Source organism: uncultured Haliea sp. (assembly GCF_963973825.1).
In the GTDB taxonomy this organism is placed as follows: domain Bacteria; phylum Pseudomonadota; class Gammaproteobacteria; order Pseudomonadales; family Halieaceae; genus Haliea.
In genome coordinates, this window is sequence record NZ_CAXBAE010000005.1 from 180,286 (window position 1) to 207,109 (window position 26,824).

Annotated in this window: 23 protein-coding genes; 14 read left to right on the forward strand and 9 right to left on the reverse strand. The window is 61.0% G+C overall.

Annotated features, from left to right (window positions below):
• Nucleotides 1-276: 276 nt before the first annotated feature.
• On the forward strand, nt 277-1,509 hold the full coding sequence (locus AACZ17_RS08430; protein WP_290745430.1) for an HD-GYP domain-containing protein: 1,233 nt from the start codon (nt 277-279) through the stop codon (nt 1,507-1,509).
• Nucleotides 1,510-1,519: 10 nt separating this feature from the next.
• Complete coding sequence (locus tag AACZ17_RS08435; protein WP_290745300.1) at nt 1,520-2,800, forward strand: GGDEF domain-containing phosphodiesterase; 1,281 nt, start codon at nt 1,520-1,522, stop codon at nt 2,798-2,800.
• A 22-nt stretch (nt 2,801-2,822) separates the two neighbouring features.
• Here the strand turns inward: AACZ17_RS08435 and AACZ17_RS08440 are convergent, their stop codons facing one another.
• Nucleotides 2,823-4,046: an FAD-dependent oxidoreductase gene (locus tag AACZ17_RS08440; RefSeq protein ID WP_290745297.1), complete on the reverse strand. Its 1,224-nt coding sequence runs from the start codon at nt 4,044-4,046 to the stop codon at nt 2,823-2,825.
• A 143-nt stretch (nt 4,047-4,189) separates the two neighbouring features.
• Between AACZ17_RS08440 and AACZ17_RS08445 the strand changes: the two genes are divergently transcribed.
• Nucleotides 4,190-5,113 carry a DUF808 domain-containing protein gene (locus AACZ17_RS08445; RefSeq protein ID WP_290745294.1) on the forward strand — a complete coding sequence of 308 codons (924 nt, stop codon included), beginning with the start codon at nt 4,190-4,192 and terminating at the stop codon, nt 5,111-5,113.
• A 10-nt stretch (nt 5,114-5,123) separates the two neighbouring features.
• Nucleotides 5,124-6,014, forward strand: a complete 891-nt coding sequence (locus AACZ17_RS08450) for a DMT family transporter (RefSeq protein ID WP_290745291.1) — start codon at nt 5,124-5,126, stop codon at nt 6,012-6,014.
• A gap of 2 nt (nt 6,015-6,016) precedes the next feature.
• Here the strand turns inward: AACZ17_RS08450 and AACZ17_RS08455 are convergent, their stop codons facing one another.
• The 3 genes from AACZ17_RS08455 to AACZ17_RS08465 form a co-directional block, all read right to left on the reverse strand.
• Nucleotides 6,017-7,090, reverse strand: a complete 1,074-nt coding sequence (locus AACZ17_RS08455) for a putative urea ABC transporter substrate-binding protein (protein ID WP_290745288.1) — start codon at nt 7,088-7,090, stop codon at nt 6,017-6,019.
• Between the two features lie 50 nt (nt 7,091-7,140).
• Complete coding sequence (locus AACZ17_RS08460; RefSeq protein WP_290745285.1) at nt 7,141-7,620, reverse strand: hypothetical protein; 480 nt, start codon at nt 7,618-7,620, stop codon at nt 7,141-7,143.
• Nucleotides 7,621-7,813: 193 nt separating this feature from the next.
• The gene (locus tag AACZ17_RS08465; protein ID WP_290745282.1) at nt 7,814-8,866 is read right to left on the reverse strand and encodes a 2-oxoglutarate and iron-dependent oxygenase domain-containing protein; all 1,053 of its coding nucleotides are present in this window, start codon (nt 8,864-8,866) and stop codon (nt 7,814-7,816) included.
• 441 nt (nt 8,867-9,307) lie between these two features.
• Between AACZ17_RS08465 and AACZ17_RS08470 the strand changes: the two genes are divergently transcribed.
• From AACZ17_RS08470 to AACZ17_RS08500, 7 genes are all read left to right on the forward strand, one after another.
• Nucleotides 9,308-10,393 carry a polyamine ABC transporter substrate-binding protein gene (locus tag AACZ17_RS08470; RefSeq protein ID WP_290745279.1) on the forward strand — a complete coding sequence of 362 codons (1,086 nt, stop codon included), beginning with the start codon at nt 9,308-9,310 and terminating at the stop codon, nt 10,391-10,393.
• Between the two features lie 63 nt (nt 10,394-10,456).
• Nucleotides 10,457-11,584 carry an ABC transporter ATP-binding protein gene (locus AACZ17_RS08475; RefSeq protein ID WP_290745276.1) on the forward strand — a complete coding sequence of 376 codons (1,128 nt, stop codon included), beginning with the start codon at nt 10,457-10,459 and terminating at the stop codon, nt 11,582-11,584.
• A complete protein-coding gene (locus AACZ17_RS08480; protein WP_290745273.1) occupies nt 11,584-12,465 on the forward strand; it encodes an ABC transporter permease subunit in 882 nt (293 codons plus the stop codon). Before AACZ17_RS08475 ends, AACZ17_RS08480 begins: the two co-directional genes overlap by 1 nt.
• A complete protein-coding gene (locus AACZ17_RS08485) occupies nt 12,465-13,271 on the forward strand; it encodes an ABC transporter permease (protein ID WP_290745270.1) in 807 nt (268 codons plus the stop codon). The genes AACZ17_RS08480 and AACZ17_RS08485 overlap by 1 nt, the downstream gene beginning before the upstream one ends.
• A 34-nt stretch (nt 13,272-13,305) precedes the next feature.
• Complete coding sequence (locus AACZ17_RS08490) at nt 13,306-14,034, forward strand: ABC transporter ATP-binding protein (protein WP_290745267.1); 729 nt, start codon at nt 13,306-13,308, stop codon at nt 14,032-14,034.
• Between the two features lie 7 nt (nt 14,035-14,041).
• On the forward strand, nt 14,042-16,405 hold the full coding sequence (locus AACZ17_RS08495) for an ABC transporter permease (RefSeq protein ID WP_290745264.1): 2,364 nt from the start codon (nt 14,042-14,044) through the stop codon (nt 16,403-16,405).
• Nucleotides 16,406-16,409: 4 nt separating this feature from the next.
• A complete protein-coding gene (locus AACZ17_RS08500; RefSeq protein WP_290745261.1) occupies nt 16,410-17,639 on the forward strand; it encodes an HlyD family efflux transporter periplasmic adaptor subunit in 1,230 nt (409 codons plus the stop codon).
• 24 nt (nt 17,640-17,663) lie between these two features.
• On the opposite strand, the gene AACZ17_RS08505 is transcribed toward AACZ17_RS08500, so the two are convergent.
• Nucleotides 17,664-18,683 (reverse strand): BamA/TamA family outer membrane protein, encoded by a 1,020-nt coding sequence (locus AACZ17_RS08505; RefSeq protein ID WP_290745257.1) that lies wholly within the window; start codon nt 18,681-18,683, stop codon nt 17,664-17,666.
• 270 nt (nt 18,684-18,953) lie between these two features.
• Between AACZ17_RS08505 and AACZ17_RS08510 the strand changes: the two genes are divergently transcribed.
• Entirely contained in the window at nt 18,954-20,537 is a 1,584-nt protein-coding gene (locus AACZ17_RS08510; protein ID WP_290745254.1) for a L,D-transpeptidase family protein, read from the forward strand.
• 53 nt (nt 20,538-20,590) lie between these two features.
• On the opposite strand, the gene arsB is transcribed toward AACZ17_RS08510, so the two are convergent.
• The 3 genes from arsB to AACZ17_RS08525 form a co-directional block, all read right to left on the reverse strand.
• Nucleotides 20,591-21,607, reverse strand: coding sequence for an ACR3 family arsenite efflux transporter (arsB, locus tag AACZ17_RS08515; protein WP_290745429.1), 1,017 nt, complete (start codon nt 21,605-21,607; stop codon nt 20,591-20,593).
• Between the two features lie 20 nt (nt 21,608-21,627).
• Nucleotides 21,628-22,038, reverse strand: coding sequence for an arsenate reductase ArsC (locus AACZ17_RS08520; protein WP_290745251.1), 411 nt, complete (start codon nt 22,036-22,038; stop codon nt 21,628-21,630).
• A 79-nt stretch (nt 22,039-22,117) separates the two neighbouring features.
• Entirely contained in the window at nt 22,118-22,492 is a 375-nt protein-coding gene (locus AACZ17_RS08525; RefSeq protein ID WP_290745248.1) for a helix-turn-helix transcriptional regulator, read from the reverse strand.
• 174 nt (nt 22,493-22,666) lie between these two features.
• Here AACZ17_RS08525 and AACZ17_RS08530 point away from each other — a divergent pair, with 174 nt between their 5' ends.
• Together AACZ17_RS08530 and AACZ17_RS08535 are read left to right on the forward strand one after the other, a co-directional pair.
• Nucleotides 22,667-23,599, forward strand: coding sequence for an HDOD domain-containing protein (locus AACZ17_RS08530; RefSeq protein WP_290745245.1), 933 nt, complete (start codon nt 22,667-22,669; stop codon nt 23,597-23,599).
• Between the two features lie 123 nt (nt 23,600-23,722).
• Nucleotides 23,723-25,831 (forward strand): TonB-dependent receptor, encoded by a 2,109-nt coding sequence (locus AACZ17_RS08535; RefSeq protein ID WP_290745242.1) that lies wholly within the window; start codon nt 23,723-23,725, stop codon nt 25,829-25,831.
• A gap of 36 nt (nt 25,832-25,867) precedes the next feature.
• On the opposite strand, the gene AACZ17_RS08540 is transcribed toward AACZ17_RS08535, so the two are convergent.
• Nucleotides 25,868-26,635: a glucose 1-dehydrogenase gene (locus tag AACZ17_RS08540; protein ID WP_290745239.1), complete on the reverse strand. Its 768-nt coding sequence runs from the start codon at nt 26,633-26,635 to the stop codon at nt 25,868-25,870.
• Nucleotides 26,636-26,824 lie beyond the last annotated feature (189 nt).

The window sequence follows — 26,824 nt, forward strand, 5'->3', positions numbered from 1 at the left end:
CGATTATCCTTGAAGCGGTTTTACAACGAAAGCGCACGGCGAGCCTCGCCGACCCGCCTGCATTGTAGCGCGGGGCTCGGCGGCAGACTACGCACCGGCAGAAATACCGGTTGCGAGCACGCCGGGGAGCCGCCATGATCAGTCCATCACACTGCCGGTCACACCACCATGGAGGGATGGCAGGCTGAACCACGGAGAAGCATCTGGCGACGGCGGCGTGGCATTGCAGGCGGTGTCGTACTACGATGAAGTCCCACGGGAAAGCCTGTACACGTGATGATAGAAGTCGTAAAAGTCTATGTTGCCGACCTGAAACCGGGCATGTATGTATCGGGCCTGGACCGCCCCTGGCTGGAAACACCCTTCATTCTGCAGGGCTTCCGCATCACCTCGGAAGAGGATATTCGCAACCTGCGTCGGCACTGCCAGTACGTGTTCGTCGACATCGAGAAAAGCCGCCATATCGACTACGCGCTACAGCGAAAAACACGCGTGCAGCGCCCGAGAATATCCCGCGAAGCCATGTTCCCCAAACGGCGACTGGTCACGTACACAGACACGGCGGACTGGGCAGAGGAATATCCGCGCGCGGAGGAAGCGGTACAGCAGCTGTCAGACGGCCTGGAGGCGGTATTCCAGCATGCCCGGGACGGGGCAGCCGTGGATGTTGTGCGGGTAAAGCGTTCAGTAGAGCCAATGATCGACAGCATCTCGCGCAACCCCGATGCCTGTATCTGGCTGGCCCGGCTGAAAGAGCAGGACAAGTACACCTATCAGCACTCGCTCGGCGCGTCTATCTGGGGTGTGGCGCTCGGTCGGCAGCTCGGCCTGCCCCGCTCCGACCTGCGCTCACTGGCCATCGGCGGCCTGCTCTTCGACATCGGCAAGCTGCGCGTCGACCCGGCGCTGTTGAACAGCGATCACGTGCTGACCAGCGAGGAGCTCGTTGCAGTGCGCGAGCACGTGCGGCACGGCATAGAGATGATGGCGGAGACAGGCCTCATGAACAGCGATGTGCTGGATATGGTCGCGCACCACCACGAGCGTCACAACGGTTCCGGTTACCCGCAGGGATTGAGCGGCGATGCCATTCCCATCTTTGCGCGCATTGCCGGTATCGTGGACTGCTACGATGCCATTACCAGCCACCGCAGCTATGCGCGGGCAACCTCGCCTTCTGCCGCAATCAAGATGCTTTACGACGTCAAGGATATCGACTTCCAGGCCGAGCTGGTTGAGGAGTTTATCCAGGCGGTCGGTATTTACCCGGCGGGCACACTGATTGAGCTGTCCTCCGGCGAGGTCGCGGTGGTCGTGGCCGAGTACCGCACCCGACGCCTGCGGCCGCGCATCATGGTTGTGCTGGATGCCGACAAGCAACCCCTCACCAGCGTGCGCATGGTGGACCTGCTCCACGAAACCGAAGACAGCCAGGGCCGCCCCCTCGACATCGCCAACAGCCTGGAACCGGGAGCCTACGGCATCGACATGAACAGCATTCATCTATAGCCGGCCTGCCGTGAATCCTCCTCCACCCGTCGCCGACCGAAGCCGGTTTATCTCAGCGCTGGAGGCGGCGATCACCCTGTCCAGCGAGCACGGTGAACACACCGGGCTGCTGCTGATAGACCTGTGGAACCTGCGGGTCATCAATCACCGGCACGGCTTTGAAATCGGCGACTACCTGCTGCGGGAGACCCAGCAACAGCTACAGGCCCTGAGCAAGCTGCCGGACAACGTGTACCGGGTGTCCAACAAGACCTACGCTTTTCTGCTGCCAAGGCTTACCCATCCGGCCTTCGTTGCGCTCGCCGTAAACCGCGTGCAGCGCACGCTGGAAGAGTCACTGATCATCGACGACGATATTCTACCCGTTGATCTGCGACTGGGGCTGGCCGTCAGCCGCGGCTCGACCCAAAGCGCACTGGCCATGCTGGTGCGCGCCGAAGGCAGCCTGGCACAAACACGCCAGGGCAAACCCCTGCAAATCGATGAGGCCATTCAGGAGCCCCCCGTTGCGGAGCGCGGACTGCCGCTGGAGCAGCGTTTCGCCGAGGCACTTTACGACAACGCCTTTGAACTGCACTTCCAGCCGAAAATCGACCTGCGCACGGGCAGGGTGTACGGCGCCGAGGCGCTGATTCGCTGGCACCTCACTGACCACGGCTACGTCCCCCCCGAAGAGCTGATCGCCCTGGCCCTCGCCTCCGGGCGCAGCTACGAGCTCACGCGCTGGGTTATCAATCGTGCGCTGCGCTACCAGCGCGAGTGGAAAGAGGACTTTACGCTGCCTCTGGCGATCAACCTGCCCGCGGACCTGGTCAGCAGTCCGGACCTGGCGAACATGCTGCAAAGCGCGCTGGCCATATGGGGTACGGACCCCGCCAGCGTCACGGTCGAGATCACCGAGGGTGCGGTGATAGAGGACAAGGAAGCGGGATTCCACAACCTGGAACAGCTGCGCTCGCTGGGCCTGGGACTATCGATCGACGATTTTGGTACCGGTTTTTCATCCCTGTCCTATTTCAAGGAAATTCCGGCGACGGAAATCAAGATTGATCGCTCTTTCATCATGCGCCTGTTGGACGATGAGCAGGACCAGAACCTGGTGAAAATCATCATTGATATCGGGCATCTGTTCAATCTGGACGTGGTTGCCGAGGGTGTGGAGGACAGCGCAACCCTGGATATGCTGCGCGCACTCGGCTGCGATATCGTTCAGGGCTTCCTTTTTGCGCGTCCCATGCCCGAGGCGGAACTGCGGGCATGGCTGCGGGGACGAGAGATCCTGGCTAACTGAATCCCCAACATGGATTGCCGCGCTAACCGGCGATCACACGCAGCCCCGAGAGGTTATTGCGCAACGCACCCGGCCGCAGAGCCGGTAACGCCAGGCGGTGCAGCCCGCGCCAGTAGCGCTGTCCAAGCGCTGCTGCGGGGGATCTGCCCAGCGGCGGATCCAGCCTCGCCATATTGGCCTGGAACACGAGTTCCTTGGCTGCCGCCAGGGAGGGGCCGGCAAAAATCCGCTGCCCCGCAGTCAGGTAGGTATCGATATCGCCCAGTGCAATCAGGCCAAGCTCAAGACCGCGTTTGAAGGGCTTGAGCGGGGCACCATCGAGGAAGCGCTGCACATTCCCTGCCGCATGCGCCCCCATATCAAGGGCGTGATACGCCTGCTTGCTCAGTGGATCTGGCAGGTCCGCTGCATCACCCACAACAAACACCGCGGGGGCCACGCAGCTCTGCAACGCCGGCGTCACCGCTGCCCAGGCGTTGGCGGTTAGTGCCAGGCCACTGCTGAACAGCAGAGGAGCGGGTTTTGCGCCGGCGGTCCACAGGGTCACGTCGCTGGGCAGGGAACGCCCGGAAACCAGTTTCACGCGGGTCTTGGTCAGCGAGGCGACAGATTCACCCAGATGGAAAGTGACCGGGAGGTCGACACAGTGCTGCTGTATATCGTCACCCAGGCGTGGATCCCTGCCCGGCAGGATCCGCTCGTCGCCCTCAACCACGTGCACGGAAAGTCCCGGGTGGTTTCGGTAGCCACGCAGGATTTCTCCCAGCGCTTCAACACCTTCCAGTCCCGCGCCAATTATCACCACGGCGGTTTTCTTGCCGGCGTTCAATCGATCGCGCAGGCGCTGCGCGATGGCCACACAATCGTCGACCGTCTTGAACGGCAGCGCGAACTGCTCTGCACCACGAACACCGAAGGTATTGTTGACGCCACCCACGGCAACGACGCAGGCGTCAAAGGCCAGGCGACGACCCGATGCCGTATGCACGCAGCGCGCCTGCGTGTCGACCGCGGTGGCCGTTTCACACACAAAGGTATGTCCCAGCGACTCCAGCAGCCGCTTGCGAGGCAGGCGCAACACCCCGGCCGACTTTACGCCCGAGAGCAACTCGTGAATATTCGGCAGAAACTCGAAGCACGCGGAGGCGTCAATCACCGTGACCTCATGATGCTTCGACAGCCTGCGAGCGCAGGCAATCCCCGCAAAATTCGCACCGAGAATGACAATCTTTTTTCTGCTGCGCATATCGCAAAACGCCCGCAAGGCCAATCTGACCGACGACAGGAACCATAACACAGGCGTTTCTGCCACCAAGACACGTTTCTGCCCACGCTGATTTCAGCTAGACTGGCAAGCCCACGCAGCACCCGGCCGAGGAGGCCTGCACGATGGCAGGAAGCAGTCTGCTCGCGCTGATTGACGATATCGCGACGCTTCTCGACGATGTCTCATTGATGACCAAGGCTGCCACCAAGAAAACGGCTGGCGTGCTGGGCGATGACCTCGCCCTGAACGCACAACAGGTCACGGGCGTGAGTGCCGCGCGCGAACTGCCGGTGGTCTGGGCGGTCGCCAAGGGCTCGCTGGTAAACAAGGCCCTTCTGGTCCCGGCTGCCCTGGCGATCAGCTACTTTGTCCCCTGGCTGATCACGCCCCTGCTGATGCTGGGCGGAGCGTTTCTCTGTTTCGAGGGCTTTGAAAAGATCGCGCACCCCTTCCTGCACCCGAGCGAGAAAACCGCGCATGACCAGGCGCTGAGAGAGGCCCTGCAGACACCGCAGAAAGACGTGAGGCTTATCGAAAAACGGAAGATCAAGGGCGCGATTCGCACCGACTTTATACTGTCTGCGGAAATCATCGCCATCACATTGGGTACCGTCGCCGCGCAACCCATCACCCTGCAGTTCCTGGTGCTGACCGCTGTAGCCATCATGATCACTGTGGGCGTTTATGGCCTGGTGGCCGGCATCGTCAAACTCGATGACGCCGGTATCTACCTGAGCCAGCAGCAGAGTGCGCTGGCCAGTCGAGTGGGCCTCGGGCTGCTCTGGCTGGCGCCCCACCTGATGCGCACGCTGTCTGTGCTTGGCACCCTCGCCATGTTCCTGGTGGGTGGCGGCATTCTCACACATGGGCTTGCGCCGGTGCACACCGCCATTGCGGCGTTCACGGCGACATTCACCGGTGTGGTGCCCGTCCTGCTATCGACTCTCGCCGATGGCGTTTTTGGCCTTGCTGCCGGGGCCCTGCTGGTCGCACTCATCACGCCGGCGCAGGCGCTGTGGTCAAGGACGTTCAAATCATCCAAGTAGGACAAGCTGAATGAACACGCGATTCGCCGTACCGGTGCTTTTCTTCAGCTCCGCAGGCTGGGGGCTTACCTGGCTGCCGATCAAGGCCCTCAGCGAGCAGGGGCTGGACGGGCTGCAGCTGGTGTTTATCGCCTTCTTTTCCGGTGCGCTGTTGCTCCTGCCCTGGCTGTTTCGGCAACGCCAGCAGTGGCGACACAAACTTCACCTGATGGCGCTGGTCGCACTGGCCGGTGGTTTTGCGAATGCCTCCTTCCAGACAGCGATTTATCACGGCGACGTGATCCGGGTCATGATACTGTTTTACATGCTGCCGGTGTGGAGCGTCCTGGGAGGACGCCTCTTCCTCGGTGAGCGTGTCGACGGTGTGCGGATTCTGGCGGTCGCGCTGTGCCTGTCCGGTGCCTTCATCATCCTCGATGTCGCGCACACTTCCTGGCGCGGAATATCATGGATCGATGTCCTCGCGCTGGGCTCCGGAATGGGGCTTGCGGCGACGAACATTCTCTTTCGCTTCACCCAGGACATCCCGGTGATGAGCAAGGTGGCAGCCATGTTCATTGGCTGCGCGGCAATGATAGGTCTCTCCTCCCTTTTCGTGGCCTCGGCGGGCGGCCTGCCAACGGTCACCGCTACGCTCTGGGCAGCGGCCTACGGTGGCCTGTGGCTGACGCTGATCACCACAGGCACCCAGTGGGGCGTAACGCAGATGGACGCGGGGCGCTCCGCCATCATCATCGTCGCCGAGCTGGTCGTCGCTGTTGCATCGACCGCCATCATCATGAGCGCTGACCTGCAGTGGTATGAGATCATCGGTGGCATCATGGTGCTGGTCGCGGCCATTCTGGAGGGCTCGCGAAGCGACGAGCCTGCACCGGCAACACGGCCGGCGCAGGCCAGGTAATCCTACAGTGTGCCGTCGGCCGCCATGCGCACAAACTGGTGATCGAAGCGCATCTTGACGTTGTCCTTGTTACCCCACACCGACCCATCCGGCAGCTCAATGCCGATTACGTCCGGGGACTGCGCTCCGGAGCCCAGCAGGCCATGCTTGAAGGTGAAGCGGGTCACGAAATCCATGGTTTCGCGCACCCGCTCAGTAGTCAGGTAATCCAGCTTTTCCTGCGGAGTTTTGAACATGTAGGTGGCGGCCAGTTGCATATCGTATCCGGCGAGGTCGGTGCCGGAGTTTTCGCCCATATAGGTTCTGGCGGCAACGGCCTGCGGGCTGTCACCCAGCATGATGCCCACGGTCTCGAACCAGGCGCCGGTGACGGCTTTACCCAGCTCCGGATATCGCTTCAAGGTCTCTGAATTCACACCCATGACATCGAGGATCTCACCGGGAATCTGACTGGAATCAAATACCTTGACCGCATCAGGCTCCTGCATCGCCATCTGCAGCTGTGGATTCCAGAGTGTTGCGGCCTGGACGTCACTGTTCTTGAACGTGGTGGCAATGTCCGCATCAGAGGTATTCACCAGCGTCACGTCACGCTCGCTCAGACCGGCCATCTCCAGTGCCCGCGCCAACGCATAATGGGACACGGACAGCTCCAGCAGATAGACCTCCATGCCTTTGATGTCCTGGATGCTGTCGCGACCTTTCAAAACCACTGCGTCATTGCCGTTGGAAAAGTCCCCCGTAATCAATGCTGTCGTATCAACCCCGGATGCTGAAGGAATGGTGAGCATATCCATATTGGTCATGGTTGCGCCGTCAAACTCACCCACCGTGTACATGTTGATGGCTTCGATGTAATCATTGATCTGCACGAGATCAACTTCGATGCCGTATTTTTTCGCCCACTTGTCCATGATGCCGGCCTCGTCCATGTAGGCCCAGGGCATGAACCCGACGTAGATTGACCACGCCAGTGAGAAGCTGGTGCGCTTCTCCTCGGCCTGTGCGAGTCCCGCGCACAGGCAAAGCATGAGGCTGAGAACCGGTATTCCAATCGAGCGATATAGACGTTTCATGGTGTATCTCCCAAGGGCTGTGTAACAAAAAAGCAGTGCGGCATCAGGGATTAATCCCCGACTTCCGGTTGTGGCTGCAGCGCCCGCGTACTGGCGTAGTAGTTGGGTAACCCGGCTGCCGCCCAGACAGTGAACGCAATGAAGCGGCCCGGCCAGGCAATCGCTTTGAAGGGCCAGGCGCCCTCGATCCAGGCGATCACCTCATCCTCCATCTGCGCAGCCTGCTCCCGAGGCAGGCTGATGTGTGTCCACAAGTACGCCTCGGCATCGTGGGCGGCGCTCGCCGTCGGGTATAGATAGAGGCAGCCGAGGCAGGACAGCCCCGTAGAATCCAGCAGGTGATAGGCAAAGGAGCGCCGGGTAGAAAACTCCCGCCAGTGCCATGCGAGGTCCGCGATATCCTCTTCCATGCTGAGGTCATCGGGCGGCCAGGTGTCCCCGGGGCCAAACAGGTGTTTTATGTGTTTCCGGCTCGCCATCACCGCGGCATAGTCGAGCTCTCCCCACTCCGGGCTAGCCGGCACGAGCATAAGCTGCCTGCCGCACCAGTGTGTTGGCGGTGAGAAATCCCCCAGTGGCAGTGGTTTGAACCCGGGGGTCCGTGGGGCATGCGGTTTCATATGCACCATCCATCGGAATGAGGTCGCGTGTTGGTCTGGCGCATACACGCAGCGAGGGCCAGCGACCGTGCCCCGGGGTAGCGCGGGCTCATCGCTGACCGTGTCATGAGCCTGCACGCACTTTCGGGCCAAAGCTGGAGAGCGCGAGGCTACCTTTGGGCAAGGTGATCTCACCCGATTCGAGGCGCCTCTTCAGGTAGGCGAAGGTCTGCGCGGTCTGTGCAAACAGGTGCTCACCACAGATCTGCGATGTGTAGCGCGGGGGCGTTCCGTCAACCAGCAATTCCGCCAGTGGCTCGACCACCACGTCATAATCCACATTGCAGAACATCGGGAATGCATAGCGCTCCTCAGCCACCTTGCGCACCCGGTGAGCGGTGGCCACAAATTCCCCATTACTGAGTATTTCCAGCATGTCACCGATGTTGATGACAAAAGCGTCCTGCACCAGCGGGACATCAATCCACTGACCTGCTCCGTTCATGACCTCGAGGCCGGGTGCCGTTGGCAACAGAATGGTGAAGCATTCGTAGTCCGTGTGTGCGCCGATCCCCGCTGCCGCCGGATTGACCCGGTCATCGTGCGGGTAATGAATCAAACGAAGCTGGGTGGGAGGCCGCTGGACGAGTCGCGTGAAACGGTCCTCGGGCAGCCCCAGCGCCAGGGCAAAACCGCGAAACAGTCGATTGCCCAATTCAAAGGCCGCCTGGTAATAGGCCTCTACGTCCTCCCTGAAGCCGGGCAACGCTGGCCACTGATTGGGCCCGAGCATCGGCCGCTGGTAAGCCGGATCGCGCATGTCGAAATTGACGTCGTACGCTTCCTTGCGGTCAGGGACAACCGAGCCATAGAGCTGCTCCTCACCCTCTGGCACGTAGCCGCTGTGATTCTGCGAGAGCCCTATGTAGCTCTGCATCTTTAGCGCAGGACTCTGGGCGAAGAACTCGCAGGCACGCATTCGAAACCGTTCAATGATGGCGGGCGCTATGCCGTGGCCCGTGATGTACAGAAAACCCGCGGAACGCGCTGCATCCCCCAATGCTGCTGCGGCCTGCTTGCGAAGCGCGGGGTCGTCTGAGCCCAGACCGGCCACGTCCACCACGGGCAGCGCCTGAAACGCGGTGTGGGCAGGGGTGGTGGTGGAAGCTTTCGACATGCTGACTGCCCTCCCCGGGGCACATGAGCGGTCTGGTCGTCCAGACACAGTAAGCGGCCGCCAGGCCGTCCGGGTCGTCCCGGATCCCATGGGTGGCCGTGCATCAGCGCAATACCCAGGCCACCGGAGAAAGGAAAGCGAGTTCCGTGCCAACCCCTGGTGTTTTCGCGGAAATGCCCTGCAATACAGGATTCCCACCGCGCATCGGCGCTGCTCTTTGCCCGCCCAGTGCTCTCTCGCACAGCGGAAAATGCATCAATACTGTGCACGAAAGCGGCACTGGTGGGCCGACATGGTGCGCAGAGCAGGCGACTTGCCATGGCGCTGACTGGGCGCTCGCGGAGAACCTGAACAAAACAACCCTGCGCGGAACAGAAACACTTGATCGACTTGCGGCTGCCGGTAGATACTCGACGGAAACCCACTTCCGGAGCACAGGTCATGAAAGGCAAACTACTGGGTACCGCCTTGCTGTTGGTATGCGCGACCGTCGTCACCGCGGCCGATGAAGTTCGCGTGTACAACTGGTCCGACTATATCGACGAAGCACTGCTCACCAAGTTTGAAGAAGAGACCGGGCTGAAACTGATCTACGACGTTTTCGATTCCAACGAGGTACTGGAAACGAAAATGCTGGCGGGTGGCTCCGGTTACGACGTGGTCGTGCCCTCGGGGACCTTCCTGCAGCGGCAGATTGCCGTTGGCGCATTTCAGAAGCTGGATCCGTCAAAGCTGAGCAACCGCGGCAACCTCTGGGACGTTATCGAGAAGCGTACCTCACGCTATGATCCCGGCAACGAATATTCCGTCAATTATATGTGGGGCACCACCGGCCTGGGCGTGAACCTCAATCGCGTGGCCGAAGTGCTGGGTGCGGACGCGCCCATCGACTCACTTGACCTGATCTTCAAGCCCGAGAACATGGAGCGGCTCGCAGCCTGCGGCGTACACGTCCTGGATGCGCCGGCAGAGGTCATTCCCGCCGCGCTCAAGTATATCGGTGAAGATCCGGACAGCCACGACCCTGCCATCATCGCCAAAGTCGAACCGCTGCTGATGGCCATTCGGCCCTATGTGCAGAAGTTCCACAGTTCCGAATACATCAACGCTCTCGCCAATGGCGATATCTGCGTTGCCTTTGGCTGGTCTGGCGACATTCTGCAGGCCCGCGATCGGGCTGCCGAAGCCGATGCCGGCGTCGAGATTGCCTACCACGCCCCCAAGGAAGGCGCCCTGATGTGGTTTGACCAGATGGCGATTCCTGTGGATGCACCCAATCCGGAGGGCGCCCACCGCTTCCTGAATTTCATCATGGATGCGCAAAACATGGCGCAGGCGTCGAACTATGTGTTTTATGCGAACGGCAATCTCGCCAGCCAGGCCTACCTGCTCCCGGAAGTGATCGGAGATACTGCCATCTACCCGGACGCTGCGACACTGGAGAACCTGTACATCACCACGCCCTATCCAGGCAAGGTACAGAGAACCGTCACCCGGCTGTGGACCCGGGTCAAGTCGGGAACTTGAATATCGATACTCCGCGGGGGTGCCCCGGCGCCCCCATGACTCTCTGCATGTGACGAGGGCACAATGCCGGAATGCGCTTTCGCCCCCTGGACCGACCCCGGCGCGGAACCCCTGATCCGCTTCCGCAACGTGACCAAGCGGTTCGGTGACTTCACCGCAGTCCGCGACCTCACACTCGATATCTATGAGCACGAGTTTTTCGCCTTGCTCGGCCCTTCCGGCTGCGGCAAAACCACCATGATGCGCATGCTGGCCGGATTCGAGACACCCAGTTCCGGCCACATAGAACTTGCAGGGCAGAACATCGTACCGGTGCCTCCGAACAAGCGCGCGGTGAACATGATGTTTCAGTCCTACGCCCTGTTCCCGCACCTGAACGTCTGGGACAACATTGCCTTCGGTCTGAAACGCGACGGGATGCCCAAAGACGCTCTGCGCGAACGCGTTGCAGAGATGCTCAAACTCACCCACCTCGAGCGCTTTGCGCGTCGCAAGCCGCACCAGATTTCAGGTGGCCAGCGACAACGCGTGGCACTCGCCAGGAGCCTGGCCAAAGCGCCCAAGCTGCTGCTGCTGGATGAACCCATGGGGGCACTGGACAAGAAACTGCGCCAGGAAACCCAGTTCGAACTGATGGACATTCAGGAAAAAACCGGGACCACCTTTGTCATCGTCACCCACGACCAGGAAGAGGCCATGACCGTCGCCAGCCGGGTTGCGGTCATGGACGAGGGTGAACTGATACAGGTTGCAACACCCTCCGCCATCTACGAGGCACCCAACTGCGTGTATGTCGCCGACTTCATTGGTGACGTGAACATCATCGAAGGCGCTGCGCATCGCGCCGGCGAAGACCGCTACACGGTGCACTGGGCCGACGGCCAGGCGCCGCTGATGGCGGCCTCTGACAAGGCGTTCTCACCCGCGCAGAATGCCTTCCTGGCAATCCGCCCCGAGAAGGTGCTGGTCACCGCAGAACGCCCGGCTGACGCGGTAAACGCCATTCAGGGCCGCATTCATGATATCGCCTACCTGGGCAATATCAGCACCTATCATGTGGAAGTGGCAGGTGGACGCATGCTGAAGGCACAGACCGCCAACACCCGGCGCATTGAAAACAGGGGCTTTACCTGGGAAAACCGGGTCTGGCTGTCGTGGGATTCAACGGCAGGTGTGCTGCTGGAGCGTTAATGCGACGAGTTTTCATCATTGCCGTTCCCTACCTCTGGCTGCTTGCGCTATTTCTCATACCCTTCGCGATCGTCCTGAAAATTTCCCTGTCGGATGTCGCCATGGCACGTCCGCCCTATCTGCCCCAGTTCAGCTGGGAAGCGGGTTGGGGTGCATTCCTGTCACAGCTCGATTTCGAGAATTTCACCTTTCTCACCACTGACGATCTCTACTGGAAGGCCTATCTCTCCAGCCTGCAGATTGCAGCCACCTCGACATTGCTGACGCTGCTGATTGGCTACCCCATAGCCTATGCCATGGCGAGGGCTCCCGACGAATGGCGTGCGACCCTGATGATGCTGGTGATTCTGCCGTTCTGGACCAGTTTTCTGATCAGGGTCTATTCCTGGATGGGTATTCTCAGTCAGGAAGGCTACCTGAATCAGTTGCTGCTGGGCCTCGGCGTGATCAGCGAGCCCCTGATTATTCTCAATACCAAAGTGGCCGTGTATATCGGCATCGTATACACCTACATTCCCTTCATGATTCTGCCGATCTATGCCGCACTGCACCGCCTTGACAGCTCCCTGATTGAAGCCGCGGAGGACCTGGGCTGCTCCCGCGCGAAAGCATTCTGGCTGATTACAGTGCCGCTCTCGCGCAATGGCATTATCGCCGGCTGTTTTCTCGTGTTCATTCCCACCCTGGGTGAATTTGTCATTCCCTCGTTGCTCGGTGGCTCGGGAACGCTGATGATCGGCAAGGTCCTGTGGGAAGAGTTCTTCAACAACCGTGACTGGCCCGTCGCCTCGGCGGTTGCGGTTGTGCTTGTGCTGATACTGATTATTCCCATCGTGCTGTTTCAGCAGAATCAACAGAAGCAGAACGAGGCGCAAAGCTGATGCGCCTGAGCTGGTTCAATATCACATCGCTGACCCTTGGCTTCGCCTTCCTCTACCTGCCCATGATCATTCTGGTCATCTACAGTTTCAATGAGAGTCGGCTGGTGACTGTGTGGACTGGCTTTTCCACCAAGTGGTACGGAGAACTGCTCAGCAACCAGGCCTTCCTGGATGCAGCCTGGGTCACGCTCAAGGTTGCCGTGTTCTCATCCACGCTGGCCACCGTGCTCGGCACGCTGGCCGCCTATGCGCTGGTACGCGGCGCCCGGTTTCCCGGCAGAACCCTGTTTTCAGGCATGATCTACGCCCCGCTGGTTATGCCGGAGGTCATCACCGGCCTTTCGCTCCTGCTGCTGTTTATCGGTATTGGCCTCGATCGTGGCGTGCTGACCATTGTTCTGGCGCACACAACCTTCGCCATGTGCTATGTGTCAGTCGTCGTGTCGTCGCGCCTGGTGAGCTTTGACCAGTCACTGGAAGAAGCCGCGCTCGATCTCGGCTGTTCCCCCTGGGATGCCTTTCGCCTGGTCACCCTGCCCATCATCGCGCCCGCCGTTATTTCGGGCTGGCTGCTGGCGTTTACCCTGTCTCTGGATGACCTTGTGATTGCATCATTCACCACCGGTCCGTCAGCGACCACGCTGCCGATCAAGATATTTTCGGCAGTCCGCCTGGGCGTCAGCCCGGAAATCAATGCCCTCTCGACACTCATGATTGCCGTTGTTACCCTCGGGGTGATCATCGCCTCGCTGATCTCCAAGCGCAATTTCGTCCGCGAGCAACAGGGCGTTGCCGGTCGCCACTAGTGTCCGCAGCGGCGGATCATCGGAAGGTGACACGATGGACAAGCAATCAGGAAACCCATCCCGGAATGCGTTCACAACGCGGGATGTCTGGAAAGTGTACGGCGAGGGCGCGACCGAGGTGCAGGCCCTGCGTGGCGTGGATATCGACATTCCAGCCGGCGAACTGGTGGTACTGCTCGGCCCCTCGGGCAGCGGCAAATCGACGCTACTGAATATCCTCGGCGGACTGGACCGGGCCAGCCGGGGCGACGTGCTGTTCCAGGGCCAGAATCTTGCGGCAATGACGGATGCGCAACTCACCCGCTACCGCAGGGATCACGTGGGCTTCGTCTTCCAGTTCTACAACCTGATGCCGGGACTCACTGCCCAGGAAAACATCGAACTTGTCACAGAAATCGCCAGCGACCCCATGCCCCCTGCCCATGCCCTGGACCTGGTGGGGCTGGGTGATCGCGGCGACAGTTTTCCGAGCCAACTCTCCGGGGGTGAGCAGCAACGCGTCGCCATCGCACGCGCTGTGGCGAAACAGCCCAACGTCCTGTTCTGCGATGAACCCACCGGCGCTCTGGACAGCAATACGGGACGGGCCGTGCTGCGGGTGCTCAAGGAGGTCAACGAACAGCTGGGCGCTACGGTGCTGATTGTGACCCATGCGGCAGCAACGGCGGACATGGCAGACCGGGTCATTCACTTTGCCGACGGCCGCATTCGGGATATCCAGCGCAATCCTGACAAGCGCGACCCCAGCGAGATCGAATGGTGAGCCGGCCGTGACGCCCCTGGATCGCAAGCTGGTCCGGGACCTCTGGCGGATCAAGGGTCAGGCGGCGGCGATTGGCGCGGTCATAGCCGTCGGTGTTCTGCTGCTGGTGATGATGTCTGGCCTGGTGACCTCCCTGGACGAAACCCGGCGAGCCTACTACGAGCGATACCGCCTGGCTGACGTGTTTGCACCGGTGAAGCGCGCGCCTCGACATCTCCTCGCGGAGCTCAGTGCACTGCCCTCCGTCGCCGCGGTAGAGGGACGCATCACCGGGCATGCGCTGATCGACCTGCCGGGGCTGGACATCCCGCTGCGCGCTAGGGTCGTATCCCTGCCCGAATTCCACACACCGCGTTTGAACGGCTTTTATCTGAGCGCCGGTCGCGCCCCGCAAAGTGATCGCCACGACGAAATCCTGCTGCTCAAAGGTTTTGCCGAGGCACACAGCCTGCGACCCGGAGATACGCTGGACATTACCCTGAACGGCGCCCGCCACACGCTGCGCATCGTCGGTCTCGCGCAGGCGCCGGAATTTCTCTACACAACGGCACCCGGAGAGCTGATGTCTGACGATGCACGCTACGGTGTCATGTGGATCAGCATGCAGACCCTGGCAGCGGCCTATGACCTGGAAGGGGCCTTTAACGAAGCGCTGTTGTCCATTGGCCGGGGCGCGGAACCGTCTGCGGTGATCCATGCGGTCGATCGCCTGCTTGAGCCCTATGGCGGCTTCGGCGCCTACACCGTGGCAGACCACGGATCAAACCGGTTCATCAGCGAAGAGATCGCCAGCCTGCGCGCGACCGCGGCAGCGGTACCGCCGATTTTCCTCGCCGTCGCCGCCTTCCTGCTTTACATCGTCATTTTCCGCATGGTGGAGGCTGAGCGTGGGCAGATCGGCCTGCTGAAGGCCTTTGGCTACAGCAATCTCGAAACCGCAGGACATTACTTCAAGCTGATTCTCGCCATCGCCGCCGGCGGAGCAACCGTGGGCTGTGTACTGGGCATTCTCGCCGGACGCGCCCTGATTGACCTGTATCTTCTCTATTTCAAATTCCCCTTCCTGATTTTCCAGCTTGATCCGGTATCCTTCATCGCCGCATTCAGCGTCAGTATCGGTGCCGCATCTGCCGGAGGGGTTACGGTCCTGAGGCGTGTTTTTCGCCTGACCCCGGCGGCAGCGATGCAGCCACCCGCCCCGCCCCGTTACCGCCCTCTCGGCGACCTTGCCCGCTCCCTGCAGTCGGTGCTGGACCAACCCAGCCGGATGGTGGTGCGCCGCCTGACCCGACAGCCCGGACGTATGGCGGGCGCGGCTGGCGGTATCGCGGCTGGCATGGCGCTATCGGTCGCCATGATCGGCATCATGAATGGCTTCAACCAGGCGATCGACCTGACCTTTAATGTCATCGACCAGAGTGACGTCAGCGTCACCTTCAACGAACCGCTGTCCGATACCGCGCTGGATAACCTGCGCCGTATGCCCGGCGTCCTTGACGCACAACCCGCTCGCCATGTGTCTGCAGTGTTGCGACACGGTGTCCAGCGCCACCTGGGCGTCGTCAGCGGTCTGACGACCGACGCACGCCTGTACCGGGCAGTGGACAGCGGCATGGCGGCTGTGCCGCTGCAGGCCGGAGGCATTGTGCTCGCGGAGGCGCTGGCAGATATCCTCCAGGTACGGGTGGGAGATCTGCTGACGCTGGAGGTCCGCGAAGGCAGGCGGCCGACGCTGCGCATACCGGTGACGGGCATCGCACAAACCCTGCTGGGTTCGCCAGCCTATATGGAACTGTCCGCACTCAACCGCGCACTGGGAGAGCCAAACCGCGTATCCGGTGCTTACCTGCGCCTGGACAGTACCCACCAGAACGCTGTCTACCGCGGGCTCAAGGACATGCCGGCAGTGGCGAGCGTGAGCCTGAAACAGGACGCCAGAAATGCCCTGCAAACCCAAATGGATTCGGGTGCGGGAGCCATGCGCTATATCATGATGGCGGTGGCTGGAATCATCACCTTCGGCATCATCTACAATGCAGCACGCATCGCCTACGCCGAGCGCGCCCGGGATCTGGCCAGTCTGCGCGTCATCGGCTTTTCGCACCGTGAGGCTGCGTTTGTGCTGCTCGGTGAACTCGCACTGGTTACACTGGCTGCCTTGCCACTGGGCGCGGTGCTGGGCTATTACCTGTCGTTTGCGGTCGCGGCGGGTTTCAGTACCGATCTCTACCAGATTCCGGCCACGGTCCAACCGGCCGGCTACGGCGCTGCAGCACTTGCCGTCATCGCCGCAGCCACTCTCTCGGGCTGGCTTGTGAAGAGGGACCTGGACCGCACCGATCTGGTATCGGCACTCAAGGCACGGGAATAGCATCATGACCAGAAAGCACTCCAGACCAATCATCAGCCTCACAGCGGGCCTGATCGTCGCGGCCTCGCTGGTCTTCGCCTTCTGGCCGCGGCCACTGCTGGTGGACCTGGCTGTCGTAGAACGTGGGACGATGAGGGTCACCATCGACGAAGAGGGACGCACTCGTGTGCACGATGCCTACGTGCTCGCGACCCCCGTTGCCGGTCGCCTGCAGCGCGTCGAGGTCCTGCCCGGCGATGCGGTTGTGCACAACCAGACCGTTGTGGCGCAAATGCTGCCCAGCAACCCCGATGCACTGAACATACGCACCCGGGAGCAGGCCCTGACCGAAGTTGCCGCCGCCGAGGCCGCCCTGCGGCTGGCGCGCGCTGAGCTGAACAAGGCCGTTGCCGACAGTGATCTGGCAAAGACCGACCTAGAGCGCGTGCGACGTTTGCGCGGAAATGCCATGGTCAGCGAAGCGGACCTGGACCGCGCGGTGCGCGCGGCGCGCAGTGCCGAGGCTGTGCTGGGTACCGCGGAGGCGGCTATCGCAATGCGCGAAGCGCAGCTCGCCAACGCGCGCGCAAGCCTGATCAGCTTTCAGGATGCGGATGCGCCCGCGGGGGCGATACTCACGCAGCGCGAGGCCATCCCCCTGTATGCCCCGGCAACAGGGCGCGTGTTGCGCGTGCTGCAGGAGAGCGAAACAACCTTACCGGCCGGCACCGCCATTCTCGAGATCGGCAATATCGAGAACGACCTCGAAGTGGTGGTGGAACTGCTGTCTACGGACGCCGTCAAGGTGTCCCCGGGGGACCCGGTGATCCTCGAGGATTGGGGCGGACCGGCAACGTTGCACGGCGTTGTGGAGCGCGTAGACCCGCTGGGCTTCACCAAGTTTTCCGCGCTGGGCGTGGAGGAGCAGCGCGTGAATACGATCGTGCAGTTTACAGAGCCCGCAGACGCACGTCGCGCACTGGGCCACGGCTACCGTGTTGAGGCCAGGATTATCATCTGGGAAGCCGACAACGTCCTGAAACTGCCTGCGAGCGCACTGTTCAGGCACGGCAGCGACTGGGCTGTATTCCGCGAGGAGGGCGGCAAAGCCCGCTTGACCCCCGTTACGATTGGACGCAACAACGGTATTGACGCGGAGGTACTGGAGGGCCTGCAAGCGGGGGACACGATTGTGCTGTATCCGGGCTCAAGCCTTGGGGACGGTGTGCGCATCAGGCAACGTGCAGCCGGGTGATCGGTGCGCCCGTAGCGCCTGACCCTAGAAAGCCTGTCCAAAGCTCATGTACACACCGTGGCTGCCCGCCTCTCCCCAGGCAGCATCGAGCCGCACGATCATTTTGTCCTCGGGCCGAATCACGAAATGCACCCCGAAACCGACTGCCGGATACAGGCTTTCCTCCTCCGAGCAATCGCCCGCGTCATCAAACAGACAGGACAGGGAGGCAAACGCCGCCAAGCGCCAACGCGGCGCCACGTAGTGTCGCTCCTCAACCTCGAGGGCCAGGGAATTTGGTGCCCTGAATTCCCCGGGGATATATCCGCGCGTACGAAGCGTTGAATAGCCACTGGGCGGCGCGTCCCCCGTCATCCGCGTGGACAGGTTGGTCGCCAGCACTGAGCCGCGTCCATGCGCCAGATAGCGGCTGAAGCTGGCGAGGAAGATGTCGAACGACACATCGCCGCCCAGCGCCTCCCGATAGGCCAGCTGGCTCAACCGGAGGTAGGAACCGCTGCCGGGGGACTGCGTGTTGTCCCGCGTGTCGTACTGTGCTTTCAAGCCAACCGCATTGGAGTTGAACCCCCCCAGCTCAAGAGCGTCGAGGACGAGACTGGCCATTTCGTTGCCACCAAACATCCCGTAGCGATTGACCACGGCATGGCCACCGACGTACCAGTGCTTACTGACCCGCATCAGGTAGCTGCCGTAAAGGGCATTGATCTGGTCGGTCGTTTCTGCCGTCAGGCCGGAGCCCAGGAAATTTTCATAGCGATTATTGGCCTTGCCACCACCGAGCGCCAGTGCAATACGATGCTTGTCAGGCCCCAGGTAGGCGCGCGCAAAAACGCCGTAGGCATAGGAATCGGTGGTACTGTAGGTCGCCATGCCGCCAAAGGTGGAGGGCGGCGCCTGGGGATGAAACTGCTTGATGTATGCCGCCATGCCGCCAAACGATGTGCCCAGCTTGGGGTTGCTGCTCAGTACCGGCGTCAGCAACCAGGGGCTCTCCGCAGTCTCCGCCGCCGTTTCTGCAACCGATCCATCAACGCTGTCCCGCACGGTGCTTGCTGAGGCCGGTGTCAGCCACACAGCGACAAGACAGCAACACACAGCCGCCCGCGCCCTGTCTAGGACATACCCTTGCCACCGGTGACGGCGGAGCGCTGGCATGAGGAACTCTCCTGGCATGGTGATCTTCTGCCCGAATCCGTGTTGTGCCCGGCAATCACTATACAACAGGCCGGGCCTGTGTAACGGCACTGCCACCGTAAAAAACCGTGCTGACACGTGCCTGCACAGATAAAAGTCGGTTTGTGCTATCGTGATGGCATGAAGTCATTAGGGATAGACCATCTGAAAACGCATCTCTTGCTCTCGCTGTTCCTCAGTTGCGTCACCCAGCTGGGGTTTGCCGCAAACAGTGAGTTCCTGCGCCTGGAAATTGAAAACCTGAACGGTGGCAATCACGCAAGCACTGCATCATTGGTGCGCAACGTGGATGACCTCTCGGCCATTTATGGCGACTACCAGTACCAGCCCCTGTGGTTCGCCGATGGGCCATTGGCCTCGCTGCGCACAGACCTGCAACGCGAGATACTGCGCTCCGCTGACCACGGCCTTGCGCTGCATCGCTACCACTACGATGAACTGCTGGCGGGCACCCTGCCGGAAACACAGCTGGATGTACTGTACACCGATGCCTTGCTGTCGCAGGTGCGAGACCGCTACCGCGGTGCCGTGGCACAGGTGGACGACCAGTGGTACCTGGAACGTGAGTCCATTGATCCCAGAGGCCTGCTGCAGCAATTGGTAGCACAGGGCAAGGGGCTCAGTGACCTGCTGCATGCCCTGTGGCCGCAAACGCCGGAATATTGGGCGTTGGTGGCAAAGCGCGCTGAACTGTCCACCGCAGCAGACGCCACCAGCCGCCCTGTGGATGGCGGCCCCGCCCTGAAACCCGGCGCCAGCGGCCCGCGGGTGGCACAGCTGCAGGAAAGGCTGCTGGGACCTGGCGAGCACTCCGGCACCTTCGATGAACAACTCAGGCAGGCCGTTGTCACGTTTCAGCAGGGGGCGGGGCTTGAGGCAGACGGCATTGTGGGCAACGCCACCCTGGAAGTTCTCAATGCCACGCGATTCTCGTGGATTGATCGTCTGGATGCCAACCTCGAGCGCTGGCGATGGCTGCCGCGAGACACCCCCTCAACCTATATCCGGGTGAATATCGCGGCATTCCAGATGCGGGTCATCGAAAACAACGCGGAGGCGCTGACAATGGACATCATTGTCGGTCGTCCGTACCGCGAAACCCCGATCTTTACCGAAGATATGCAGTATCTGGTGTTTTTTCCCTACTGGAATGTTCCCTACAGCATCGCCGTCAAGGACAAACTGCCGCTGCTGCGGCAGGATCCGGCCCCGCTGGCAGCGGCAGGCTACCAGGCACGACTGGCGGGCAGCCAGGAATTCGTTCCCGTGACGGAAGTAGACTGGCAGACGGTGCGGCCCGGGCAGTTCACCCTGCGCCAGCTACCGGGCGACCACAATGCCCTCGGCAAGGTAAAGTTCATGCTGCCGAATCAACACAGCGTGTACCTGCACGACACGCCCGACAAGGCACTCTTCAGGAAATCCGAGCGCACCTTCTCCTCCGGCTGCATTCGCCTCGCTGAGCCACGCAAGCTCATCGAGTGGGTGTTGAACCACGACAAGAGCAACTACCTGACGCAGGTAGATCGACTGTTTGAATCCGGCGAAACCACAACCGCTTACCTGAAGGATCCGATACCGGTTTACCTTGTCTACTTCACCGCATTCGCGGTCGGTGATGACGTGGTGTTCCGCCGGGATGTCTACGGCCGAGACCAGCGGATTGTCGATCAGCTGAGAGAGGCCGGCAAAAGCCGGGTTTGACAACTACCTGCGTGGGGGTCAGCGCTCACGGCAACGGGACCCCTTTGATCCAACTAGGCGAAATAACCACGCGTACGGTTCGCCAGCGCGACCAGCGACAGCATGACCGGCACTTCCACCAGCACACCCACCACAGTCGCCAACGCAGCACCCGAGTGCAGCCCAAACAGGCTGATAGCCACCGCAACCGCCAGCTCGAAGAAGTTCGACGTGCCAATCAGGGCGGCAGGCGCTGCTGTGCTGAAAGGCACACGCCACAGGTAAGCCCAGCCGTAGGCGATGAAAAAGATCCCGTAGCTTTGAATCAGCAGGGGTACCGCAATCAGCGCAATCACCAGCGGCTTGTCCAGAATCGTCTGTGCCTGAAAGCCGAACAACAGGACGACGGTTGCCAGTAACCCGATAATCGAGAAGGGTTTCAGTCTTGCAGTGAAGGCACTGATACGTTCATCGCTGCCGCCGCCATCAAGCATGCTGCGTGTGAAGTAACCCGCGACCAGCGGCACAACAACATACAGCACCACCGAGAGCAGCAGCGTATCCCAGGGCACAACGATGTCGGTCACGCCCAGCAGCAAGGCGGCCAGTGGTGCAAAGGCGAACACCATGATCAGGTCGTTGATCGACACCTGCACCAGCGTGTAGTTGGCATCGCCTCGCACCAGCTGACTCCAGACAAACACCATCGCCGTACAGGGTGCGACACCGAGCAGTATCATCCCGGCAATATATTCCTGGGCCGTTTGCGGGTCCACAAGACCGGCGAACACAGACTCAAAAAAGAAGATCCCCAGGGCAGCCATCGTGAATGGCTTGACGATCCAGTTGACGACGAGGGTGATGCACAGACCTTTGGGGCGCTTGCCTACATCGCGCAGTGAAGCGAAATCGACATTCACCATCATGGGGAAGATCATCACCCAGATAAAGACGGCCACCGCAAGATTCACGCTCGCATACTCAAAAGCGGCGATAGCAGCAAAAACACCGGGACGGGCGACGCCGGCGGCAATGCCAACCGCGATGCACAGCGCGACCCAGAGTGAGAGGTAGCGCTCGAACAAGCCCATGGACGAAGTGTTGGCACTGCTCATGGTAGTTCCTTCTCTATGCGGTCCCTCAGCAGGGTGAGGGCATTGTCAAATGCTTTAGCCACCTCCTCCTCGCTCCCCTGAACGCTGGCAGGATCCGGTGTGCTCCAGTGTTTCTTTGCCACGTTCCCGATAAACACGGGACAGCTTTCCGTCGCGGCGCGGTCGCAGACCGTGATGACGATATCGAACGCCTGATCGGCGAACTCATCCCAAGACTTGCTGCGGGGTTCACCCACGCCGAAGCCATGGCGCTGGAGGGCCGCGATGGAGCCCGGGTGCACGTAGCCCGCTGGCTCACTGCCGGCGCTGACGGCGGTATATCGCCCCTCCCCCAACTGATTGATCATGGCCTCGGCCATGATGGATCGGCAGGAATTGCCCGTACAGAGAACAAGCACCTTCTTCATACAACTACCCTTCCAGGAATGTCACCAAAGCTCGCATGAACGCCGCCGATCGACACGCTCAGGTATGGCCTGCACGCTGTCATGACGCGTCAGGAGATGGCGGGTCACAGCACTGTGCCAGCTCAATAATGGAACAGGCGGATGTACTGTCCTCGCGAATGGTCGCGAAGTCCGCACTGCAGCAGTCTTTCACCAGGAAGGTGATGAGCTCATGTGTGGCCTGAAAGTCCGCACTGTAGATAATCGAGCGCCCTTCCCGCCGCGAGGAGAGAATGCCCGCCTGTGAGAGATGATTGAGATGGAAGGACAGCGTATTGTGCGGCGTGCCCAGGGCTTCACTCAGCGCGCCAGCGGGAAGACCCGTCGGCCCCGCCTGCACCAACAAGCGGAAAGCGCGCAGCCGCGTTTCCTGTGAGAGTGCGTTGAATACGATTGACGCCTTGTCGATGTTCATATGTCCATATTATTGGACATATGGACACATTTCAAGCGAAAAATCCGCCACTCGCCGAGCGATCCTGACATACGTCCCCTGCCCGCAATGAACCCACTTCCACCGTCACTGAACCGTCGTGTTTTATCTTATACTCTACGAAAACATGGTTAAGCATGACTCAGGGCGCCTGCAATGAAAAACGACATAAAACAAACCTCCTCAAAACACGTCAACCCCTTCAAGGAACCCGAGGACGCCGCAGTGCAACCTGCGGGGCCTTCCCCCATCGACCTCGCTGCGCTGGCGTTCGTCAAGCAGCTTGGCGCCGAACTGCAAAAGGGCGAGTTCGACCTGCCGCCGTTTCCCGATACCGCCGTCAAGGTGCGCGAATGCATTCAGGATCCCGCGGCGGATAACCGGGCGCTCGCCGCCATCATCGCCAAAGAGCCTGCGCTCGCGGCGCGGCTGATGCGCATGGCCAATTCCGCGATGGTGCGGCGCGGGCCCATTGAAGTTACCGACATACCCACGGCCATCTCGCGCGTGGGCATGACCATGGTGCAGAACGCGGCGACCTCGTTTGCGGCACGTGAAGCGTTCAAAGTGCCCCCCGGCAGCGCCTGCTTCGGTGAGTTGAACGAACTGCGCCGCATGAGCGTTCGGGTGGCGTCAATCGCCTACCTGCTTGCCAAAAATGTGCGCAGCGTCAGCAAGCCGGACGAGGCGATGCTGGCCGGGCTGCTGAGTTCGGTGGGCAAGTTCTACATTTTCACCAAGGCCTCTGACCACCCGGACCTGTTCACTGACCGCGCTGCATTGCGCGCCCTGCTGAACCAGTGGCATACCGGCGTGGCGCGCGCGATTGTGGAGGCCTGGGAGTTCCCCGATACCATTGCCATTGCGGTAGATGAGCAGGAGGTAAAGGACAAAAATCGCATTGACGCTGCAGATCTCAGCGACCTGCTGCTGGTCGCCAATATCATTGCCCGCGCGGGTGTGGATGCTGCAAAGCAACTGGGCGACCTGGATTCGCTGGCGCGCATGCGCATGGATGCAGGCAAGCTGCACACGCTGCTCACAGAGCACCAGGAGGAGATTGAGTCCATGGTTTCCGCAATGACCTGAGGCGGAAAATACCGGCGCACCGATAGGCATTACGACTGCAGGGCGCGCATCGCCCCATTGCATTGCACTTCATTTTAAATATAATCATTCTCATTTTCGTTCGCATCAGAGAGTGATATCGCGATGTTCACAGCGCGTTTTGCAGCGGGCCTTCTGCTGGGTACCTGTTCATTCACCGCTTTCTCCGCCGCCACAGACCCGGACACCCTCGAAGTCGTCAACGTATACGGGCTACCGACTGACGCCAGGGTCTCGGGCACCCTCCCTGCCCTGCAGGACGGCAAGATCTTCGAGGGCAAGAAAACAAGCTTTGTCGACCTCGGCGAGCAGCCCGTGTTTGTCGAACCAAACCTGCGGCAAATGTTCTCGCGACTGCCCGGCCTGTTCGTATCCGACCAGAAAATCCCCAGTATCTACAACATCAACTACCGGGGCCTGGGCAACCCACACGAGTCGGAATACGTCGCCTTCTTCCAGAACAACATACCACTCGCGGCTGACCTGTTCGGTTATCCGACGATTTACTATATGCCTGCCGCCCAGCGAGTCGAACGCATTGAATTCGTGCGCGGCGGTGGCGGCCTGCTGTATGGGCCACAGGTCGGACCGGTACTCAATCTGGTGACACGGCGCGCGGATGCCGATGCCGAAACTGCCTTCAGCACGGACCAGGCAATGGGTAGCGACGGGTTGTACAGCACTTATAACGAAGTGAACTGGTCCCAGGGCGACATCGGCGTCCTGGCCTCGTTCGACCATCGCAGCGCCGACGGGCCTCGAACCAATGAGGACTACCGCGTCAATGCCGGCTACCTGGGCATCGCCTGGGAGGGCTTGCAGGACATCCGCCTGGGCTTCGACCTGGATCTCTACCAGTCCGACTCGGGCGAGGCGGGCCGGCTGACCTCCCAGGAATACGCCACCGACCGCGATCTGGTGAAATCGCCCTTCAACCGAGTCGAGATTGACCAGGTCATCGCCACACTGACGTATGGTCAGCAGATCAATGCCTCGTCCACACTGGATGCCAGCGCCTGGTACTCTTCCATGGACCGCCTGAGCCGACGCTCGGCCATGTTCACGGACCCGGCAAATGAACCCGACACCACGGCGATTGACGAGCAGGAGTTTGCCAACTATGGGCTCGACCTGCGCTACGCCCTGTCCTGGGGGGAGAACAACGTACTCACCGCGGGCACAACCGCGTACCTGGGCGACAGCCCGCGCACGCGTCACGTCAGCGATGACATTCGATCCAGTGCGCAGAATCCGGAGGACCTCGCCTTCAGCCAGGACCGTGTGCTCACCTACAACGCGCTGTTTTTCGAGAACCTGTTTCGCTTGGGCAAGCTGAGCGTGGTGCCCACGCTGCGCCTGGAGCGCATCAACTACGACCTGCGTGAACCGGTGAAGAATGCAAGCCTGAATCGTGATGCCATCGACACTGACAGAACCTATCACGAGGCGCTTTTCGGCCTGGGGCTGATGTACCAGTCCGGCGAACACGCCGAGTTGTATGCCAATGTCTCGGAGTCCTACCGCCCACAGCGGTTTGATGACCTGATCAATCCGTCCTCGGAACTGGCGGGAAGCAACAACCCGGATATCTCGCGTGCAGTCAACTATGAGATCGGTTACCGCAGCGAGCCACGCGACGGGCTGCTGTTCGACCTGAGCCTGTTTCGCATCGATTTCGAGGACAAGATCGAACAGATTCAGGTCAACATCAGCGATGTGGAGCGCGTCAACAGTGGCGACTCGCGGCACCAGGGCATTGAGTTCGGTGTGGAATACCACCTGGTTGCCGATGCCGCCTACACTTTAAAGCTGTTCGCCAACGGCTCGCTCCTGGACACCGAAATCACCCGCAGCCTGGAGGCTGACCTGATCGGCAACAGCACCGCGTTTGCACCCGACTACCTGATTCGCACCGGTTTTATCGTTGACCGTGGGCCATGGAACGCGGCGCTCACTGCCAGTCTGGTCGGCGAGCAATACTGGCAGGACTCCAACCTCGCAAGCGGCACGGGTGCCAGCAGAATTGACGGAGAAATACCGGCCTACGAAGTGCTGGACTTCAGCATAGAGTACCGCCACCGTGACCGCTGGACCCTGTACGGCGGCGTCAACAACCTGCTGGATCAGGATTACTACAGCCGGGTGCGCTCAGACGGTATCGAACCGGCGCAGGAGCGAGCGCTCTACGCCGGGTTCCGCTTCGAAATCCGCTAGCACGCCGCAACCCGACGGGCAGCTGGCGCGCGCACCCTACAACTGGGGCAGGGCCGTGAACACGCTACCTGCGTGCCAACCACCGTCGGCCATGAACTCCGAACCGGTGCTGAAGCTGGCCTCATCCCCGGCGAGGAACACAGTGACTGCGGCCACTTCGCTGGGCATCCCGACGCGCGGCAAGGCCTGGTTTGCGTAGGTGGCATCTGCCTGCTCGCGGGTCATGAAGTCCTTGCCATGCATATCGGTGTAGATCCCCCCGGGATGCACGCTGTTGACCCGGATGTTGTACTTGCCCATCTCCAGGGCGGCGGTTTTGGTCATGCCGCGCACCGCCCACTTGCTGGCGGCATAGGCCACCAGGGAGTTCTTTGCCTGGAAGCCGTCGATCGACGAGATATTGATTATGGAGCCACCGCCGCCCGCCTTCATGCTGGGAAACACCGACTGCATGCCGAGAAACACGCCCAACTGGTTGACCCGGGCCACCGCCATGAACTCCTCCTCGGTGGTATCCATGATGGTCTTGTGGATCAGGATCGCCGCGTTGTTGACCAGCACATTGAGCGTGCCGAACTGCTTGCTGGCTTCGACTGCCGCCAGCCACTGCGCCTTGTCGGTGACGTCCAAATGAACATACACCGCCTTCTCGCCAAGTTCTTCGGCCACCTTGCGGCCCGGCTCATCCAGAACATCCCCCAACACCACGCAGGCGCCCTGCTCCACCAACAGCCTTGCGGTCGCCTCCCCCATGCCCCGGGCGGCCCCGGTAACGATGGCGACTTTGCCTTCCAATCTTGCCATGACGCATTTCCCCTGTGTGGATGCAAAAAACAGCCACAAGCTTAACGCCTGCGCGCACCGGACTCCTAGTACAAACGGGTGATTGCGCTACCTGCACACCGCTCAAGGCCGTCGTGACCGGGTTTGCAGCCGCCGTTGCCGGACACCCTGACCATCATCCCGTCAATTCCGTGATAGGCTAGGCGCCCT